General features: G+C 61.7%; 18 protein-coding genes. 12 read left to right on the plus strand and 6 right to left on the minus strand.

The window, feature by feature from the left end:
• Positions 1 to 14: 14 nt before the first annotated feature.
• Complete coding sequence (locus tag AWB65_RS23820; protein WP_087669486.1) at positions 15 to 1,184, minus strand: acyl-CoA dehydrogenase family protein; 1,170 nt, start codon at positions 1,182 to 1,184, stop codon at positions 15 to 17.
• A gap of 202 nt (positions 1,185 to 1,386) precedes the next feature.
• On the opposite strand from AWB65_RS23820, the gene AWB65_RS23825 reads away from it, so the two are divergent.
• Positions 1,387 to 2,865: a PAS domain-containing sensor histidine kinase gene (locus AWB65_RS23825; RefSeq protein ID WP_087669487.1), complete on the plus strand. Its 1,479-nt coding sequence runs from the start codon at positions 1,387 to 1,389 to the stop codon at positions 2,863 to 2,865.
• On the opposite strand, the gene AWB65_RS23830 is transcribed toward AWB65_RS23825, so the two are convergent.
• Both AWB65_RS23830 and AWB65_RS23835 read right to left on the minus strand, forming a co-directional pair.
• On the minus strand, positions 2,862 to 3,362 hold the full coding sequence (locus tag AWB65_RS23830; RefSeq protein ID WP_087669488.1) for an aromatic-ring-hydroxylating dioxygenase subunit beta: 501 nt from the start codon (positions 3,360 to 3,362) through the stop codon (positions 2,862 to 2,864). The genes AWB65_RS23825 and AWB65_RS23830 overlap by 4 nt on opposite strands.
• Entirely contained in the window at positions 3,359 to 4,642 is a 1,284-nt protein-coding gene (locus AWB65_RS23835; RefSeq protein WP_087669489.1) for an aromatic ring-hydroxylating oxygenase subunit alpha, read from the minus strand. Before AWB65_RS23835 ends, AWB65_RS23830 begins: the two co-directional genes overlap by 4 nt.
• 155 nt (positions 4,643 to 4,797) lie before the next feature.
• Here AWB65_RS23835 and AWB65_RS23840 point away from each other — a divergent pair, with 155 nt between their 5' ends.
• A complete protein-coding gene (locus AWB65_RS23840) occupies positions 4,798 to 5,718 on the plus strand; it encodes a LysR family transcriptional regulator (RefSeq protein WP_087669506.1) in 921 nt (306 codons plus the stop codon).
• 13 nt (positions 5,719 to 5,731) lie between these two features.
• Here the strand turns inward: AWB65_RS23840 and AWB65_RS23845 are convergent, their stop codons facing one another.
• Positions 5,732 to 6,700, minus strand: coding sequence for a PDR/VanB family oxidoreductase (locus tag AWB65_RS23845; protein WP_087669490.1), 969 nt, complete (start codon positions 6,698 to 6,700; stop codon positions 5,732 to 5,734).
• A 104-nt stretch (positions 6,701 to 6,804) separates the two neighbouring features.
• Positions 6,805 to 8,217 (minus strand): spinster family MFS transporter, encoded by a 1,413-nt coding sequence (locus tag AWB65_RS23850; RefSeq protein ID WP_087669491.1) that lies wholly within the window; start codon positions 8,215 to 8,217, stop codon positions 6,805 to 6,807.
• 349 nt (positions 8,218 to 8,566) lie between these two features.
• Here AWB65_RS23850 and AWB65_RS23855 point away from each other — a divergent pair, with 349 nt between their 5' ends.
• The 10 genes from AWB65_RS23855 to catA all read left to right on the plus strand — a co-directional run bounded on the left by AWB65_RS23855 (position 8,567) and on the right by catA (position 17,457).
• On the plus strand, positions 8,567 to 9,508 hold the full coding sequence (locus tag AWB65_RS23855) for a helix-turn-helix domain-containing protein (protein WP_087669507.1): 942 nt from the start codon (positions 8,567 to 8,569) through the stop codon (positions 9,506 to 9,508).
• Positions 9,509 to 9,697: 189 nt separating this feature from the next.
• Positions 9,698 to 10,867 (plus strand): amine dehydrogenase large subunit, encoded by a 1,170-nt coding sequence (locus AWB65_RS23860; RefSeq protein WP_087669492.1) that lies wholly within the window; start codon positions 9,698 to 9,700, stop codon positions 10,865 to 10,867.
• Positions 10,868 to 10,876: 9 nt separating this feature from the next.
• Positions 10,877 to 11,434 (plus strand): MauE/DoxX family redox-associated membrane protein, encoded by a 558-nt coding sequence (locus tag AWB65_RS23865; RefSeq protein ID WP_087669493.1) that lies wholly within the window; start codon positions 10,877 to 10,879, stop codon positions 11,432 to 11,434.
• Positions 11,431 to 12,087, plus strand: coding sequence for a methylamine dehydrogenase accessory protein MauD (mauD, locus tag AWB65_RS23870; RefSeq protein ID WP_087669494.1), 657 nt, complete (start codon positions 11,431 to 11,433; stop codon positions 12,085 to 12,087). Before AWB65_RS23865 ends, mauD begins: the two co-directional genes overlap by 4 nt.
• Positions 12,088 to 12,126: 39 nt before the next feature.
• A complete protein-coding gene (locus tag AWB65_RS23875) occupies positions 12,127 to 12,648 on the plus strand; it encodes a methylamine dehydrogenase light chain (protein ID WP_087669495.1) in 522 nt (173 codons plus the stop codon).
• Positions 12,645 to 13,124, plus strand: coding sequence for a c-type cytochrome (locus AWB65_RS23880; protein WP_087669496.1), 480 nt, complete (start codon positions 12,645 to 12,647; stop codon positions 13,122 to 13,124). Before AWB65_RS23875 ends, AWB65_RS23880 begins: the two co-directional genes overlap by 4 nt.
• Complete coding sequence (locus tag AWB65_RS23885) at positions 13,121 to 13,582, plus strand: c-type cytochrome (RefSeq protein ID WP_087669497.1); 462 nt, start codon at positions 13,121 to 13,123, stop codon at positions 13,580 to 13,582. The genes AWB65_RS23880 and AWB65_RS23885 overlap by 4 nt, the downstream gene beginning before the upstream one ends.
• Positions 13,583 to 13,596: 14 nt before the next feature.
• On the plus strand, positions 13,597 to 15,105 hold the full coding sequence (locus tag AWB65_RS23890; RefSeq protein WP_087669498.1) for an aldehyde dehydrogenase family protein: 1,509 nt from the start codon (positions 13,597 to 13,599) through the stop codon (positions 15,103 to 15,105).
• 10 nt (positions 15,106 to 15,115) lie between these two features.
• Complete coding sequence (locus AWB65_RS23895; RefSeq protein ID WP_087669499.1) at positions 15,116 to 16,330, plus strand: porin; 1,215 nt, start codon at positions 15,116 to 15,118, stop codon at positions 16,328 to 16,330.
• Between the two features lie 218 nt (positions 16,331 to 16,548).
• On the plus strand, positions 16,549 to 17,457 hold the full coding sequence (catA, locus tag AWB65_RS23900; protein ID WP_087669500.1) for a catechol 1,2-dioxygenase: 909 nt from the start codon (positions 16,549 to 16,551) through the stop codon (positions 17,455 to 17,457).
• A 28-nt stretch (positions 17,458 to 17,485) separates the two neighbouring features.
• Here the strand turns inward: catA and AWB65_RS23905 are convergent, their stop codons facing one another.
• Entirely contained in the window at positions 17,486 to 19,162 is a 1,677-nt protein-coding gene (locus AWB65_RS23905; RefSeq protein ID WP_087669501.1) for an arylsulfatase, read from the minus strand.
• Positions 19,163 to 19,651 lie beyond the last annotated feature (489 nt).

Raw genomic sequence — 19,651 nt, forward strand, 5'->3', positions numbered from 1 at the left:
CGTTAAAGATTGAATCAGAGATAGCCGGGAATCGGCGGCACGCCGACAAACACGGCGCCCGCTCCGTCGTAATTGCCTTCGCCGAGGAAGGCATGCTGCGTGACGACCATCGCGTCGCGCATCAGGCGTTGCAGCGGGTGCGTGCGATAGATCGCCATCGTGCCACCCAGGCGATAGGCGCGATTCACCACGTCCGCGCCTTCGTGCGCGATCTGCGTGGCCGACAGGCGCAACAGGCTCACTTGCTCCGGAGTCACGTCGTTGCCCGCGAGAATCGATTGCCAGACGCTGTCGGTCGATTCGTAGAAGAACGCGCGTGCGGAGCGCAGTTGCGCTTCGGCCTTCGCGAGTTCGATGCGGTAGTACGCGCGGTCCGCGAGTTGCGGCGCGCCGGTGGTTGTCTTGCGCCCGCCTGCCATGTTGTTCGCGACATCGAGCGCGGCGCGCGCGAGTCCGAGGTTCACCACGGCAAGCACTTGCGCCGCGTAAGCGATGGTCGGATAGCGATAGAGCGGTTCGTCGATCGTGGATGCGCCGCCGCGCACGAAGGTCCAGTCTTCCGCTACGAACTGATTCGTCACGCGCAGATCGTGACTGCCCGTGCCCTGCATGCCGACCACGTTCCAGTTCTCCACGATCTCCACCTGGCTCGGCCTGAACACGGCCGTACGCGGCTTGCCCGGCGCTTCACCAGGCTTGCCGGTGCCAATGCCCACGCCGAGCCAGTCCGCGCCCTTGCAGCCGCTCGCGAACTTCCACGTGCCGTTCACGCGATATCCGCCGGTCTCGGGCGCGGCATTCTGCACGGGAAAGAGTCCACCCGCGAACACCTGATCGGGGCCGTCGGCGTAGATGGCAGCTTGCGTCGCGACCGGCAATGCCGCGAGATAGAGATTCGCCGACCCAAAGCTCGCCACCCACGCGGCGGAACCGTCGGCGGTTGCGATGCGTTCAATCATCGCGAGGAACTCGCCGGGGGCGCGCGCATCACCGCCGAAGCGCTTCGGCGTGGCGGCGCGATAGATGCCCACGCGCTTGAGCCTGGCGATGACATCGCGCGGAACGTGCGACAGGCGCTCGAATTCTTCACGGCGCTCCGCGATTTCCGCGATGACGTCGTCGAGCGTGAGCGCGTCGGTTTGAAGAGTGCATTCGTCTTTGCGTACGAGGGCGGTAGCGGACATGGGACGTCTCCTGTTTTGTTCGAATGGCTTTGATCGGTGGATGGCGATGCCAGTCTAGAAACGCAAAAATATGAAGACAATTGGGAAGGCGTGCGCGATGATCAGTGAAGCCTCCCGGTGGTCTAAAGAAATCTTTAGGGGCGCGACACGCGAGCCGATGCTATGGTTAGGCAACGCACTCACGCTTGCTTTCCGTCGAATCATGGAATTTCCCGCTCAAGAAGATTTCCGCCTGTTGCTCGATGCGCTGACGCATTGCGTGCTGCTGCACGATGCGCAAACGAAGGCCATTGTCTGGGCCAATCGCGCGGCGTGCGTCGCGCTGGGCTTTACGGTCGAGGAGCTGCTGCCGCTCAAGGCACACGACATGACGCGCGACGACCTCAAGTACCGCCGCGAGATCGCCGTGAGCGCGATGGATCGATCGGTCGCGCAAGGGCCGCAGTCGTACGAATGGTGCTATCGCTCGCGCGCGGGCATCGACATGCTGTCGGAAGCAATAGCTACGTACGTGCCGCTTCGCGAGCGCGCGGTCGTCATGGTGCAGTTCCGCGACATCAGCGCGGAAGACGCGATGCGTCAGAAGCTGCGCGGCTACGAAACGCGTTTGCGCGAATACATGCAGGACCTCGGCGAGGGCGTCGCCGTCATTACGCCGCGCGGCAAGGTGGGCTATATCAGCGAGTCGGGGCGCCGCGTGCTCGGCCTCGCATCGGACGCCCCGCTCGGCACGGTGCTCAACTACTGCACCCCAACTGATCGCGATCGCCTCGTTGCCCAGTTGAGCAGCGCGACGAGCAGGCAATCGACATCGGCAGAGCGCTATCGCATCGTGCGTCGCGATGGCGTCGAGCGCTGGCTGCGCATCACATGCAGGCGCGTCGAGATCGACGACGAGCTGAATGGCGTGCTCGTACACTTCCGCGATATCAGCGACGAACACGCGATGGAAGAAGCGCGCCGCGTCGAGGCGCGCATGCTCGAATACGCGGGCCGCTACAACGCGATGGGTGAGATGTCGACGGCCATCGCGCACGAGTTGAGCCAGCCGCTCGCGGCCGTGCGCAATTTCATCGAAGGCGCGATCCAGCGCCTGAACCAGCCGAACGCGGTCGAAAGCGCCATCTGGGGCCTGCGCGCCGCGGATCGGCAGGCGGAGCATGCGGCGCACATCATCAAGAGCGTGCGCGAGTTCATCGTGAAGCGCGATCCTGTCGAAACGCAAGCGGACTTGCGCGACGTGCTCGCGGATGTTGCGTACTTCATCGAACTGCGCGCGCGCGACGAAGGGGTGCTCGTCAAGATCGATCAATGCCCCGAGCCGTTGCCGATACGTTGCGAACGCGTCCTGATCGGGCAGGTGATATTGAACCTCGCCTTCAACGCACTGGAGGCCTTGTCGGGTGCGACTGCGGGCGGGGTCACACTGGCTACGTCGATCAACGGCGATACAGCGGAACTGCACGTGATCGACAACGGCCCCGGCGTTCCCGCCGATGCGCTCGAACGCCTGTTCGATGGTTTCTCCTCGTCGAAGGCAGGCGGCAACGGTATCGGCTTGTCGTTGTGCAAGAACATCGTTTCGCGTCATGACGGGCGCATCTGGGCGCGGCGTGCGGAAACGGACGGACTCGAATGCTGCTTCGCGTTGCCGCTGTTTCCACGCCCGCGAATCCATTAAAGCAGGAAGCCGATCGCACTCAGCGCTTCGGTCGAATCGATCAGACGAATGACCTTCTCGACGAGACGCGGCTCGCCGCTCGCCATGCTGATCTTGTGCGTGAGATCGGCGGCGAAGATGGTCGACACGCCGCGCTTGTAAGCGATGATGATCTGCGACGACTTCACTTCGACGAGGTCCGCGCTGTCGCTCGAGAGCGTGAAGCGCGACACCGTCCGTACAGTGCGAGCCGCGTCCGATGCGGACGCCGAATATCCCGACGTCATGCGCTGGACGCGCTTTTCGCGCATGTCGTGATCGTCGTAAGCGTAGTTCAGCGAAGCCGCGAAATCGGTCGTGTCCGGGTCGATCGGTACGACATAGAAGCCCGACGGTTCCCACAAATCGAGCCACGCCCGATAGTCGCGGCGATCGAGCAGTTCGGCCTCGCGCCAGATGAACTCGATGGCGCGCGTGAAGGTCTGGTGAGAAAAAAGTGCGTTGCGATCGTCCATCATGCCTGCTCCATCATTGCGCGCCATTGCTTGTAGGCTTCGCGCATGCCCGTTTCGTCGGTGGCGTGCGCGGTCTTCTCTCCGTTCGGAGCGGTCGTTTCGCGATTGAGTCCTCGGTTCACGAGAATCGGTACGTCGGGGCCCGCGTGTGAGCCGCGCTGCACGCGCTCCCAGGCTTCCGCATCGTCGGGGCTGCCGAAGCCGAACGGGCCCTGGAAGTGTTCGTGAATGCGAAGACGCACGCGATTCGCTTCCTCCGGGCCGCCGTCCATTGCAAGTGCCACGTGGCGAATCTCGGTCTCTTCCGCCGAGATCGGACGCAGCACGCGGAAGAACGCCATCGAAAGCGCGAGATTCGGAAAGAGGTTCAGGTTGAAGCCGACGCCCATCAGCGAGCGCACGATGCGGCGCACTTCTTCCGGCGTGTGCTTCTCCGAGAGTTGTGCGGCGAGCTCGTTGAAGCGCTCGGGCAGCGGCGCGCCGTCGTCCTTGTCCAGATCGACGATCTCGGGCACGAGCACCGCGAGGCTATGGCCGTTGCCGAGCGAGCGGCAGAACGCGTCTTCGCTCGTCATGAAGCTCGTGATGGCGGCGGCGGTTTCATCGTCGATGGATTTCATCCACGACTTGTGCACAACGGGAAAGTGATACAGGTCCGTCGTGTTCTCCAGTTGAATCTTCCAGTTGCCCTTGAACTTGAACTTGTGCTCACCGTTGGCCTTGATCGGATAGCCCGCGCCTTGTTTCATGAAGAGATCGATCCACGGCTTCGCGCCGCCGAGAAAATCTTCGAGCGGTTCGATCGTTTCGTTGAAGCTCGCGAAGATCAAGCCTTGATAGACGCCGACGCGCAGCTTCTTGAGCGGCAGATCGCCTTTCTCGCAGACGCCTTCGTAGCCGTCGCCATAGGGCAGCGCGCGCAGCGTGCCGTCGAGCGCGTAAGACCAGCTATGGTAGGGACACGTGAAGCCCTTGGCGTTGCCCTTGTGCTCTTCGCAGACAGTCGCGCCACGATGGCGGCAGCGGTTTTGCAGCACGTTCACCGCGCCGGTCTTGTCGCGCACGACGATCACCGGCTGGCGGCCGATGGTCGTCGTCACGAAGTCGCCGGGCTTCGGCAATTCGCTTTCGTGCGCGACCCAGATCCACGTCTTGTAGAAGATGCGGTCGAGTTCGGCTTCGAACAGATCGCGGTCGTAGTAGAGCGAGGGCGCGATGCGGTCGGCCTCTGCGCGCCTGCCGAGCGCGCTCGTATCGATGGTTTGGTAAGTGGGCGTACTCATCTTCGATTTGGGGGTAGGTTGATCGGCGCAACACGAGGACGACATGTTCAGCACATCCTCTCGTTGACATCAGTCTCGCTTTGCGAAGATCATGCGTCAAATCGATTAAAAAACGGGTAGTGAATAAGCCCGGCCGATATCTCGAAGAGTTCGCCATGACATCCATCGACCACGTCGATCTCAATCTGTTGCGCGTTTTTCAGGCCATCGTGGAAGAGCGCAGTCTCACGAAAGCGGGTGAGCGCCTGGCGTTGTCGCAGCCGGCGGTCAGCTATTCGCTGGGACGCTTGCGCACCTTGTTCGACGATCCGCTCTTCATCCGCACGCGCTCCGGTATGCAGCCGACGCCGGTTGCATTGGAACTCGCGGAAATCGTCGGGCGCGCACTCGATACCGTGCGCGAAGCGTTGCGTTACGCAGAGCGTTTCGACGCAACGACGAGCACGCGCACGTTTCGTCTTTCACTTTCGGATGCGGGTGAGATGGCGTATTTGCCCGCGATATGCGCGGCGCTGCACGACGCCGCGCCGCGCGTGAAGCTCGTCGTCGAGCCGTTGCCCGTGGAGGAAATCGAAGAGGCGCTGCGTTCCAGCCGGCTCGACTTCGCCATCGGCAATCTGCCCTCGCTGTTGCCGCGCACGCGTCATGCTCTGCTATTTGAAGAGGCGTATGTGTGCATGACGCGCAAACGCAAGGGCTTGCCTGCTGGCAACACGCTTAGCCTCGATCAGTTTCTCGCCGCGTCGCACCTACAGGTGCGCTCGATCGAACACAGTCATCATGCGCTCGACGATGCACTGCGCGCGCAGAGCGTCGGCCGCAACATATCGCTCGCGTTGCCGCATTTCGTCGCGGTACCGGGTGTGCTGGCCGTGACGGATCTGTTTGCCACGCTGCCGGAAAGGCTCGCGCATATCCTCAATCGCGGCGACACGTTTCACATCTATGCGCTACCGGTAGCGCTGCCGAAAGCCGCCGTGACGATGCACTGGCACGAGCACTTTCATGAAGACGAAGGCATCGCGTGGATGCGCGGTCTCATGACCGACATCCTCGCAAGCTTCGAAAAGATGTGAGCCCTAAGGCTCGTCAGAGGTCGAGCACGAGCACGGGAGAGCGCGAACGCGAAACGCAGCAGCAGATCACGCTGTTGCTCGCGCGTTCGGCTTTGCTCAGACAATGATCGCGATGCTCGGGTTCGCCGCTGACCACATCGACCATGCACGTGCCGCATACACCTTCGCCGCAGGATGTATCGACTTCGATGCCGATGGAGGCGAGCGCATCCACGATCGAAGTCTTTGCATCGACGCGAACGGTTTTTCCGCTGCTCGCGAGCTTGACGTCGAAGCTTTCGAGCGGGGCATCGGCGGCGGTGACAGGCTCCGCTTTGAAGCGCTCAAGATGAATGGCATCGGCGGACAAGCGCTTCTCCGCGCGTTCGACCACGCGATCCATGAACGGCGCCGGACCGCACGTGTAGACGTGCGCGCCGGTGCTTGCTTCGCGCAGGCAGGCATCGAGTGCCGCTGACAGGTCCTCGCGCTGCACGCCGAAGTGCAGCCTCACGTGGCGGTCGAACGGTGCTTGCGTGAGCAGCGTCATGAAGGCCGCATGACTCTCGCCGCGCGCGAAGTGGTGCAGCGTGAAGCGCGCGTTTCTTGCGACCAGCCGATACGCCATCGAAAGCAGCGGCGTGATGCCGATGCCCGCGCCGATCAAAATGTGCTCGCTTGCGTTTTCTTCCAGCCGGAACAGATTGCGTGGCGCGCCGATCGAAAGTTCGCTGCCGACGTTCACTTCGTCATGCAGCCAGCGCGATCCGCCGCGCGACTCTGCTTCCTTCTTGACCGCGAAGATTTGCGAGTCGCGGCACTCGGGGTCGCCGCACAACGAGTATTGACGCGTGATGCCCGCCGGACTCGTGACGTCGATATGCGCACCCGGCTCGTAGCGCTCGAACGGCAGGCCGTCGAGGCGCGAGATGCTGAATGACCGGACGCCGTGCGCTTCCTCGCGCAAGGCGTCCACCCGAACTCTGAGCGTTTGAGCTTGCATGATGCTTTCCAGTGCGTTGCTAAAGGACGATGCGCTGAGGTTAGCGTCGTCGTACGGATAAGGGAAATCGATTAAAAATCGTGGGACATATCAGCGCGGTGGATTTATTGCGCGGTTTGCGGGGCGTTCGGCAGAGACGCTTGCGGTGCTTCGACGCTATCGGCGCTCACGCGCGCATGAAGCGCTTCGCGCTCTAGACTCGCACTGAACTGCCTGCATCCGAAGAAGAGCAGCAGGGCGGCGAGCAAGGTCGAAACTGCGTTCACGGCGGTCATCGAATGGCCGACGGCGAGCGGCGAGCCAAACAGCTTGTCGGTGATAAGCGCGACGAGGGTCGTGCCAAGACCGAGACCGATCAGGTTCGAGACGAGCAGGAACAACGCCGAGACCTGCGCGCGGATCTGGTTGGGCGCGAGCATCTGCATTGCCGTGGCCGATGTGGGCAGCGGGAACGATGCGAAGAACATCGCCGCGACGAGCCATGCAAGCGAAGCACCAAGGCTCGTGGTCTGCGCGAACGCGATGGCGGGCAGGAACATGCAGGCAGCGCCGATGCAGGCTGCGCGCATCGGGGCATCGGCGTGGCCGCGGCGCAGCAGCCAGTCGCTCAACCAGCCGCCGCAGAACACGCCCGCCGTGTTCGCGACGAGCATCACCGTGCCGAGCGTGTAGCCCGCTTCGACCGGTGTGAGGCCGAAGCGGCGCATATAGAACGCGGGCGTCCAGCTCATGAGGCAGTAGAGCGCCATCGCATAGAAGGAGAAGCCCAGGTAATGGCAAGAGAACGTCTTGCGATGCGCGCCGATGAAGCGCAGTGAATCGGTCATCGAGACGCGCTTCACCTGCCCTGCGCCATCTTGCGCGAGGCCTTTGCGTGCCGGGTCGCGTACGGTCAGCCTGAAGACGAGCGCAATCAGCAGCCCAGGCAAGCCGACGATGAAGAACGTGATCTGCCACGCGCGCACTTCGCCGAGCACGGGCAGCGTGAACGCGCTCGCGTGCTTCAGCAACGCGATCACATAACCGCCGACCAGAAACGCAATGCCGCCGCCGATGAATGAGCCGAGCGAGTAGATGCCCACCGCGCGTCCGAGCTTCGATTTCGGAAAGAGGTCCGCGAGCATCGAGTACGTTCCCGGCGAGAGCGCTGCCTCGCCCACGCCCACGCTCATGCGTGCGACGAACATCTGCGCGAAGCTCTGGCTCGTGCCGCACGCGGCGGTCGCAATGCTCCACAGCGCGATGCCGCCCGCGATGATGCGCGGACGCGCGAAGCGGTCGGCGAGATACGCGAGCGGCATGCCCATCACCGCATAGAAGAGCGAGAACGCGAAGCCGTGAAGCAGGCTGAATTGCGTATCGGTGAGATTGAGATCGCGCTTGATGGGCTCGATCATCAGCGCGAGGACCTGCCGGTCGATGAACGAGAACACATAAGCCAGCATGCAGATCAACACGACGTACCATTCGTAGGCGTAACGCTTGCCCACGGGCTTCACTGCGTTCGACGGGTTCATTCCTTGTCTCCGGTATGGGGCGTGGGAGGCAGTGTCGAGTTGTCGGATATCGGCGTCAAATTCGCCGAAATGCAGGGCGCTTATCAGTGCGGTGGATATTCGCTCGCTTATTGGTTGATTTGCCTTCTCTAACGCGTGGTCGCAGAATTGCGTCCATCAACAGGCGTTGAACTTGCCTATACACGCTCACGCACATTTTGCAATCGTGCATTATTGGTATTGCGCGCAAACCCTAATACAAAGCAAAATTTACAAGCTTGACGCTACGAAATATAAAAACTCAATGATTCGTCGCGTCGATGCGCTAAAGAAGAAGCCGTCTGACGCGACGCGCATTGCTGGAGAACGCATGTACGTCAATTACGAAACTTTCGAGGATGCCGACCGGCACGCGCATGCGCTGTCCGGCTGGGATCAACGCTACGACCAGGTCGGCGAGGGCGTTTTTCGCAGCACCGTCAAGCAGGTTTCAGCAGGCGGCGTGCAGGTTTTTCAGGAATCCGCGAACGTTCGTGTCGTTCAGCGCGGACAATTGCCGCCGGGCCGCGCCACGTTCGGCCTCGCGCTCTCCGGTGGTGCGCCGTTCTCGTTTCAGGGCGTGAAGGTCGATCAAAGCGCGCTCATCTTCAGCGACGGCGCCGAGGAATTCCTGCTTCATACACCGCCGCACATGTCGCTGCTCGGCATCGCCGTCGATACGGATTTGCTCGAATCGTTGGCCGACGTGCAAGGCTTCGACTTCCCGCGCGACGCGCACGCCCAGCAAGTCCTGAGTATTCCGGCCGCAGCGGGCGCGCGGGTGGGACGGCGCATCGTGGAGGCCGTCGAAGCGGCGCTCGCGAGGCCCTTGGAACATGTGGGCCCCGATGCGGAACGGCGCTTTGCCAACACCGTCACAGAGAGCATTCTGGAACTTCTGATGTTCCATGTGCCGGATCGGGAGGATCGGCTCACGCACGCGTGCCGCTCCGAGATCGTTCAGCGCAGCCATGAGCTCGTACTGTCGCGGCCTGAGCAGCCCGTCTCCGTGATGGATCTGTGCGTGGCGCTGCGTGTGAGCCGGCGCACGATACAGAACAGCTTTCAGTCCGTCACGCAGATGAACCCTGTCGCGTATCTTCGCGCGGTACGTCTTGCACAGGTTCGGCGGCTTCTCATCGCGACATCGCAACAGGAAGTTCCGGTACGCGAAGCCGCCATGCGCTGGGGATTTTCGAACCTTGGCCACTTCGCGAGCGATTACAAAAGCCATTTCGGCGAGCTTCCTTCGCAGACCTTGCGCGCTCGTTAACCCGTATTAAATCCCCTTAAAACAAGCGTTTTCCTGCTTTCCGGCGGCTGTATTCGCACGCCTTCCGAAAGCGCCTGTCTGCGCGCTTTCGACTACTCCAAATCGGCACGCACGGGTTGCCGGTTCCGAAGTGCTCTTTTTTATTGACCTCTTTAGAGTCGGTTCGACGATAAACGAGGAGGAGCACACATGAAGCATCGACGGAGGGCCGCTGCGACGGCGGCCGCGATATTGGCCTTGACGTACGGATTGCTCGCGAGCCAATCGCAAGCGATCGCCGCGGAAAAGCCGGAAGAACTCACCATAGCGAAGCTGCCCGCGTACAGCCCGCATCGCGTTTTCGTGACGGACGTCTCGTTCGGCAGCATGACCGATGCGCGCGTTCACGTGTTCGATGCGGACGCCGGACGTTTCCTGGGCCAGATCGATGCGGGCTTCGCGCCGGGCTTCGCCGTGTCGCCGGATCACAAGACCAGCTACGTGGCGACGACATACTTCGCGCGCGGCGGACACGGCGAGCGCACCGACGTGGTCGAGATCATCGACAACACGACGCTCGACGTCACCGGCGAAATCGTGATTCCGCCCAAGCACGCGCAAGCCGTGCCGACGCCCTACAACACGACGCTTTCCGTCGATGGCAGCCGCCTCTACGTATCGAACATCACGCCTTCGACCTCGGTCACGGTGATCGACACGGCGACGAAGAAAGTCCTCAGCGAAATCGACACGGACGCCTGCGTGCTCGCGTACCCGAGCGGCAACGACCGGTTCACGTCGCTCTGCGAAAGCGGCAAGGCATTGACCGTGAAGCTCGATACAGCTGGCAAGGAAGCGAGCCGCCAATTGTCCGAAGCCTTCATCGATGTCGATCACGACCCGGCCTTCGTCAACGGCGTACGCAACGGCCAGGGCTACGTGTTCACCACGTTCAACGGTAACGTTCGCAGCGCTGATTTCTCCGGCGACAAGGCGGTCTTCGGTGAGTCCTGGTCGTTGGTCGGCGCGGCCGATCGCAAGGCGGGCTGGCGTCCGGGCGGCTTGCAGCAAACGGCACTGCACGCGAAGAACCATCGTCTGTATGTGGCGATGCATCAGGGCGCGGACGGTTCGCACAAGGACCCCGCCACCGAGATCTGGGTCTTCGATACCGAGAGCAAGAAGCGCGTTGCGCGCTGGAAGCTCGCCAAGCAGAAGATCGATCCGTTTCTCTCTATCGAAGTCAGCGCGGACGAAAAGCCGTTGCTCTACGGCCTCACGCCGACTTCGGATCTCGTCGTGATGGATGCGGCCACCGGCAAGTTGCGTCACGTGAGCAAGCAGTTAGGCACCACGTCCACGCTGATCGTCAATCCCTGAGGTGACGCCATGATCGATCCTGTTGTTCTCATGGTGTGCATCGCGCTCGCGGCGATCATCGCGCTGTCGAGCGCGGCGCCGAAATGGCGTGAGCCGTCGCGCTTTCGCGAGTCGCTGGAGGCGTTTGCGCTGCTGCCTTCATTTGCAGTCGCGCCTCTGTCTTACCTGTTGCCGGTGCTCGAAGCGGCGGGCGCCATCGGCCTCTTGTTCGCCGGTACGCGCACGCCGAGCGCCTGCATGTTGATCGTGGTCTTCAGCGGCTTTGCGTTGGCGCTCGCGATCAACGTATGGCGCGGGCATACCGATATCGATTGCGGTTGCTCGGGACTCTTCGCCTCTCAGGCTGACAAGACCGCGCCCAAGTCTATCGGCTGGTGGCACGCGGGTCGCGCGGCGGTGCTCGCGTTGCTCGTGGCAAGCACCCTGATGCCATCGACGGGCCGCTCGCTCGTCTGGTTCGACTACGTCAGTGCAGGCGCCTGCACGCTCTTCGCCGTCGCTGCGTGGTTCACGCTCGACGTGCTGCTTGTCAATCTTCCCAAGCTTGATTCTCTGAGGAATTCATGATGCAAACCACCCTGATGATTTCGGCCGCGCTCTCGTGGGCCGCACTTCTCGCGCTCGGCGCGATCTGTCTCGCTCTCGTTCGCCAAGTCGGGATTCTCTACGAACGCATGATGCCCGCGGGCGCGCTGATGATCGATAAAGGCCCGGCTGTCGGCACGATCGCACCGACGTTCGAATTGCTGGACATCGCGGAACGTCCGGTGAAAGTCGGCGGTCTCTCCGCGCAAAAACGCAACACGCTGGTGTTCTTCCTCTCGCCGACGTGCCCCGTCTGCAAGAAGCTGCTGCCGCTTCTCCCTTCAATCCAGGCGCGCGAAAACGCGACCGACATCGTGCTTGCAAGCGATGGCGACATCACCGAACACGCGGCGTTCTATCGCAAGACGGGTCTCTCCAGGTATCCGTATGTGCTGTCGCAGGAACTGGGGCTCACCTATCAGATCGGCAAGCTGCCTTACGCGGTACTGCTCGACGACGAAGGCAAGGTGCGCGCAAAGGGTCTCGTCAATACGCGTGAGCATCTGGAAAGTCTGTTTGAAGCGAAGGAGCGTGGCGTCGCTTCGTTGCAGGAGTTCGTGCACGGAAAGCAGGACCACCACGAACATCATGACCATCACGAAGGCCACGAAGCGCATGCCGGGCAGCACGCCTGAAGCGGCACAACAATCATTCAATCGAACAGGTGAGCGTCCATGAAATGGCTGGATTCATTCTTTGAGCACTCCGCGCGGGGCGTCGCGCAACGCAGTTCGCGGCGCGGCGCGATGGCGAAGCTTGGCAAGGCACTCGTCGGCTCCGCGATGCTGCCGCTTCTGCCGGTCGATCGCACGGCCAATGCAGCCGAGCCGAAAAAGCCCGCAAGCGCGTTGAACGACGATCCAATGAGCTGCGACTACTGGAAGTACTGCGCGATCGATGGCTGGCTTTGCAGCTGCTGCGGTGGCACGTCGAGCAGTTGCCCGCCGGGTACGACGCCGTCGCCTATCACGTGGATCGGCACGTGCCGCAATCCGCACGATGGCTCGGATTACATCGTGTCGTACAACGACTGCTGCGGCAAGACGAGTTGCGGCCGCTGCTTCTGTAACCGCAACGAACGAGAGAAGCCGCTCTACAAGCTCTCGCTCGACAACGACATCAACTGGTGCATGGCCAACGGCAACTCGAACTATCACTGCTCGGTGTCGGTATTGCTGGGAGCGGCGACGCAATGAAGAACCTTCGGCCATTGATGATGGCGGTCGCGCTCGCGACGGCCTCACAACTCGCCTTGCCGCAAACCGTCCAGTTCCCCGGCGGCAAGGCCACTTTCGACGGCAAGTGCGCGGTCTGCCATCAGGCGGGCGGCAAGGGCATGGACGGCCTCGCGCCGCCGCTCGTCGAATATCCGGGCAAGTATGCGGATTCGAAGGAAGGGCGCGCGCAATTGGGACACACCGTGCTCTACGGCATGTTCGGTCCGATCAAAGTCAAGGACAAAACCTACAACTTCAAGATGCCGGGCTTCGGCGCGCTAACTGATGCAGAGATCGCCGACGTGCTGAACTACGTCGTGTTCGACGTGAACGCGCAGCACGGCTCGGCCAAGCCATTCGATGCCGCCGAAATCCAGGCATTGCGAGCAAGTACGCTGGATGCGTCCGCGGTGTATAAGCAGCGCGATGCCGTGATTAGAGGTCTCGGGCTATGAAGCGACGTGCGTTGCGGTTCGCGGTGAGCACCGCGATGCTTTCGTGCGCGGCGACGTGGAGCCATGCGCAAAGCTACGACGAAGCGCGCGCACGCCAGGCATGGGTGCTCAATTGCATGGGCTGTCACACAGCGGACGGTTCCGGCATTCCGGGCAAGGTACCGCCCTTGCGCGATTCGCTCGGCCATTTCGTGTCGCTGAAAGACGGGCGCGACTTCGTCATGCGCGTGCCGGGTGCATCGAATTCCGCGTTGAGCGACGCGGAACTCGCGAATGTCCTCAACTGGGTGCTCGGCACGATGAACCCGCAGTCGCGCCCTGCGTCGCTCGCACCCTATACGGCCGATGAAATCGCCGCGCACCGGCGGCCCGCGCTGACCGACGTTGCACGCGTGCGCGCAAAGCTCATCAGGCAACTACAAGAGAACGGCGTGAACGCCGTTCCCGAACACTACTAGGACCAGGAGACACCATGACGGATAACAGCCAGCATCTTGCGATGCTCGATTCGACGCGCGCGTTCCTTGCATCGGACAAGCGCATGTTCATCGACGGACAATGGCGCGCTAACGCTAAAGGCGCGACGCTCGATGTGATCAATCCCGCCGACGGCACTTTGCTTGCACGCGTGCCGAGCGCCGACGAGGAGGACGTGGACCTCGCCGTGCGCGCCGCGCGCCGCGCTTTCGACGATTCCGACTGGTCGCGCATGAAGCCGACCGATCGCGAGCGTATCCTCTTGCGCGCCGCCGAACTCATCGAAGCGAATGCGCGCGAATTGGCGGAGATCGAATCGCTCGACAACGGCAAGCCCGTCACGGTCGCGCAAGGGCTCGATGTGTCGATGGCCGCGCAGTGTTTCCGCTACATGGCGGGCTGGGCGACGAAGATCGAGGGCAGCACGCTCGATCCCGCGATTCCGTATAGCCCCTCCAACACGTTTTTTGGCTACACGCGCAAGGAAGCGGTCGGCGTAGTGGGCGCGATCATTCCGTGGAATTTCCCGTTGCTGATGGCGTCGTGGAAGCTCGCGCCCGCGCTTGCGACGGGCTGCACGGTGGTGCTGAAACCCGCCGAGGACACGCCGCTCTCCGCGTTGAGGCTCGCGATGCTGCTCGACGAAGCCGGCTTGTCGAAGGGCGTCGTCAATGTCATAACAGGGCTCGGCCGTAGCGCGGGCGCTGCGCTTGCGCGGCATCCCGGCATCGACAAGATCGCGTTCACGGGCTCGACGCAAACGGGCAAGGCCATCGGTCACGCGGCGCTCGACAACATGACGCGCATGTCGCTCGAGCTGGGCGGCAAGTCGCCGGTGATCGTGCTGCCGGATGTGGACATCGACAAGGCCGCCGAAGGCGTGGCTAATGCGATCTTCTTCAACTCGGGGCAGGTGTGCACGGCGGGCTCGCGCGTCTACGTGCATGAGAAAGTGTTCGACCGCGTAATGGAGCGCGTCGCGACAATCGCCGATGCGCTGCCGATGGGCCCTGGTCTCGATGCGGCTACGCAGATCGGCCCGCTTGTCTCGGCGCGCCAGATGGATCGCGTGCTCGGCTATATCGAAGCAGGCCGCGACGAAGGTGCTCGTGCGATTGCGGGCGGAGCGCGCAAGGATGGCAAGGGCTTCTTCGTCAAACCGACGGTGCTCGTCGATACCGATCATTCGATGCGCGTGGTGCGCGAAGAAATCTTCGGGCCGGTGCTGGTCGCGATGCCGTTCAAGGATATCGACACCGTGGTCACGCAAGCGAACGATTCGCCGTATGGTCTCGGCGCAAGCATCTGGTCGAACGATTTGTCGGCGATCCACAACCTCATTCCGCGCATCAAGGCGGGCACGGTATGGGTGAATTGCCATTCGCTGCTCGACAACGCGATGCCCTTCGGCGGCTTCAAGCAGTCGGGCTTCGGCCGCGAGCTGGGACGTGCCGTGATCGACATGTACACCGAGACGAAGTCGGTGCTCATCAATCATGCGTGAGGGCGCACGAATGACCCGGAAGACATTCAAGCGCTCGCTGGCGGCTGCGGGCGCGCTCGCCGCGTGTTCGAGCGCGTGGGCGCAAAGCTCGGTGACGCTCTATGGCACCGTCGACGCAGGCATCACGTACACGAGCAATCAGCAGATCACGCAGGCCGATGGCAGCGTTGGCTCTGGGCACAACTTTGCGTTCTCGGGCGGCAACCTCGTGCCGTCGCGATACGGTTTGATGGGTATTGAAGATCTCGGCGGCGGCTTGCAGGCGAAGTTCATGCTCGAGAACAGCTTCTATACGGGCAGCGGAAACTTTGTGCAAGGCGGATCGCTGTTCAATCGTCAGGCATGGGTCGGGCTGGCTCAAGAGGGCTTCGGCACGTTGTCGCTGGGCCGGCAATACGATTCGTATTCGGACTTCCTCGGGCCGTATGTGTCGAGCAACAACTGGGCGACACTCTATGGCTCGCACCTGGGCGACGTCGACAACCTGAACGAAGCGTTCAACTTCAACAACGCGATCAAGTACACGAGCCCCGACTGGAACGGCTTCTCCGTAGGCGGCACGTACAGCCTCGGCGGCGTTGCGGGCGACTTCGCTCAACGCCGCGGCTACGCGTTCGCGGCCACCTACGCGCGTGAGCCGTTTTCGATCAGCGCGGGCTACCTGAACCTGCACAACCCGCTCGATGCTGCACTCGGCGGCTCGGCGGGTTATATCGGCGACTTCGCCTGTTCGAATCCGTCGGCGCTTTATTGCCAGTTGCAGAACGCAGAAGCGCTGAAGGCGTATGGCGCAGGCGCATCGTATGTCATCGGGCCCGCAACGATCGCACTGACCTACACGCATACGAAGCTGGAGCACAGCCAGTATTTCGCCGACAGCGCCAACCCGCAGGGCCGCAACATCGCGTTTGACATCGGCGAAGCGAACCTTACCTATGCGGCGACGCCGTTCCTGCAACTGGGACTCGCGTACATCTACAACGTCGCGAAGGTGGATGGCGGTTCGTCGACGCGCTTCCACCAGGTGAACCTAGGCGCGAACTACGCGTTGTCCAAGCGCACCGCGTTGTACGGCGTCGCGATCCTGCAGAAAGCGACCGGAGCCGGTCTCGGTATCGATCCCGTGACGGGCGCGTCGGTCAACTATGCGCAGATTCCCAATCTGCCCAATTCCAATAACGACCGGCAAGTGTCCGTGACACTGGGAATCCGGCACAACTTCTGAGCGTGTTTACCGAGGGCCGCAACCCTGCAAACGATCATCGTTTGCAGGGTTTTTTCGCTTGTGCTGCCGCTCGTGCATCGATCAGTTCGATGTATGCATGACGCCATATATGATTGATTTGACCGATAAGGGTGGCTCCGTTAATTTTGTCGAAACGCAGGGACGTATAGGGCTTCTACGCTGAGACCGTCCCCGCAAAACACAACGGAGACACCAGCATGAACAAGGAAGTCATCGACGCGCTGCTGCAAAAAATCAACGGCAGCGCTACGAGCGAAGGCAACGCGCGCACGAAGACAATCGTGAACCGCATCGTGCGCGATCTCTTCCACACGATCGAAGACCTCGACGTGACGCCCGGCGAGTTCTGGACGGCGCTGAACTATCTCGGCGAGACGGGGCTGAGCGGCGAGTTCGGGCTGCTCGCCGCGGGGCTCGGCTTCGAACATTTCCTCGATGCACGTCTGGACGAGAAGGAAGCGCAGGCTGGTCTCGAAGGCGGCACGCCGCGCACGATCGAAGGGCCGCTTTATGTGGCGGGTGCGCCAGAGTCAGTAGGCCATGCGCGTCTGGACGACGGCACGAGCCCCGGCGAAACGCTCGTGATGCGCGGCCGCGTGTTGAGCGAGAACGGCGAGCCGCTCGCGAATGCGCTCGTCGAAGTGTGGCACGCGAACCATCTCGGCAATTACTCGCACTTCGACAAGTCGCAGGCCGCGTTCAATCTGCGCCGCTCCATTCGCACCGATGCCGGCGGCAACTATGCGTTCACGAGCGTCGTGCCGGTGGGCTATAGCGTTCCGCCCGGCGGCAAGACTCAGCAGTTGCTCGAACAACTGGGCCGCCACGGCCACCGTCCGGCGCATATTCACTTCTTCGTGTCCGCTCCGGGTTATCGCAAGCTTACGACGCAGATCAACATCGACGGTGATCCGTATCTGTGGGACGACTTCGCGTTCGCCACGCGCGACGGGCTCGTGCCGGAAGTGAAGAAGGCGGAGGGCGCGGAAGGCGAGCCGTATGGCGTGCAAGGCAACTTCGCGCTGATCGATTTCGACTTCACGCTGTTGAGCGAGCGCGGCGATGTGCCATCCACCGAAGTGGAGCGGGTTCGCGCGGCGGCTTGATTCAGCCGCCGACATTCAAAGAGAGCGACTAATTCCCCGTCGGCATCGGGATGTTGAAGCCTTCCTTCTCCAGCGACTTACGCAAATATTCGAGCTGCTGGTATTGCGTGATCGTGATCGGCCCGGAGTACGAAGCGCTTTGCAACTTGCGCGGCGGGTACTTGATGTAGGTCTTCATCAGATCCTTGAGCGCGCCAGAAAACGCTGGCATCGTCCAGGTACGTTCCGTGTAGTTGTTCATGAAAAGGTCGTAGCGTTCCTGCGGATCCTGATACAGATCGAAAATTTGCGGGACCGTCGCGACGTATTTTTCCGGGCCCTTCCAGCCCAGGTTGGTATCGGCGGCCAGGCCGCCGGTCAGCGCACCGCCATCGCCGCGAAGGTTGAACACCGCCTTGTAGTGTCCGAGACGCACGGCACCCGGCGTCAACTCGTTCTCGGTGAAATAAAACCACGCCGTGCGCTCGGACTTGCCGGTGCCGAACAGGATCGGCGTCATGTCGTAACTGTCGAAGATGATCGGCTTGCCTTCGCGATCGTTCTTCGGCAGTGCGACACCCGCCACCTTGGCGAACGTCGCCATCAGATCGAGGCCGCCCACGATGTCGAAATTCCGGGTGTTGGGCGCGATCTTTCCAGGCCACCACGCGATGGCCGGCGCGCGAGTTCCGCCTTCACGGTCGGTGCCCTTCGTGCCGCGGAACGGCGTGTATCCGGCATCCGGATACACGTCTTGCCACGCGCCGTTGTCGGTGGTGAAGATGACGAGCGTGTTCTTGTCGAGGCCCTTTTCGCGCAGCTTGTCCATCAGGCGGCCGACGCGCGCATCGAGTTCGACCATCGAGTCGGCGTATTTGCTCTTCGAAAGCGACTTGCCGATGTAGTCCGGGTCCGGCAGGTTCGGCTGATGCACCTTCATGAAGTTGACGTTGAGAAAGAACGGCTTGCCGCTTTGCGCTGCCTCGTCGATGTCATCGAGCGATCCCTTCTCGATGTACCGATCCACGAAGGGAATGCCGACGATCCTGTTGGCCGGATCGTTTTCATACTGCCCGTTGATCTTGAACTCTTCGTGTGCTTTTTCGCCTGCTTTACCCGACAGCATGCCCTTCGTGACTCGTGCGAACATCTCGCGTTGCTTAGGGTCCATGTCCGGGAACCACTTCGGATCGGCATACGTGTACGCGTTCAGGTGATAGAGGCCCACATACTTCATGTCGTCGTAACCCTGCGCGTTGGGCAGCGCGTAATCGGATTCTCCGAGGTGCCACTTGCCGATGAAGTAGGTCTTGTAGTTCGCGAGCTTGAGCACCGACGCAAGCGTCCACTCCGCTGCTGGAAGTCCGCCGCCCTCGCCCTGGAACGACACCGTCGTCATGCCGCTGCGATTCGGATTGCGGCCCGTCTGCATCGCCGCGCGGCCGGGTGTGCAACTCGGCTGCGCGTAGAAGTCGAAGAAGGTCATGCCTTCGTTCGCCATGCGGTCGAGATTCGGGGTCGGCATGCCCCGGCCTTCGCCGCCGCCATAGACACCGAGATCGCCCCAGCCGACATCGTCGGCGACGATCAATACGATGTTGGGCTTGCCTGATTGCTGGGTATCGGTTTGCGCGTGTCCGTGCGTGGCGAGCGCGAGAATGGCCGTTGAAATCGCGAGTAGCGAGATGACTTTGATCGACCGCCCGGACCGCAAATGACGTTTCATCTTCGAGCTCCCAAGAGTGTTGCTTCAGGACTGGCTGACGTGAAGATTGTTCTCGTTGCGAATTCGTGTGCGGCGATCGTGAATTCACAACCGATATCAGAATTCGCGCTGCATGGGAATAAAAAGATTCCATGTGCCTTCTCCAGACGGGAGCGCAACGCAGCATTCAGCATGCGTCGGACTGCGATTACCTGAATTAAAACGCTCGCTTGAAAGCAAGGTTCAATTTAGCGCTCACTGCTCGATACCGAACAGGTCCTTGTAGCTAAAGTTGAACTACCAGATTTACGTAAATGGTCGCTATACTCGGATAGGTTGTCGCGATTGGTTTAGGAAGATTTGCCTCTATAGGTGGTTTTAGCTAGCGGGTTGCTTTGAACTCGCCACTAAGAGGGCATGCACCGCGAACCAGTTCAATCGCATCGGGGCTTTACAGGGTTTGTCGACGAAATGTCTAGCACCCACCCTTTGGCGAATGCGCCCGGCTGC

Origin of the sequence: Caballeronia humi (assembly GCF_001544475.1) — a bacterium.
In the GTDB taxonomy this organism is placed as follows: Bacteria; Pseudomonadota; Gammaproteobacteria; order Burkholderiales; family Burkholderiaceae; genus Caballeronia; species Caballeronia humi.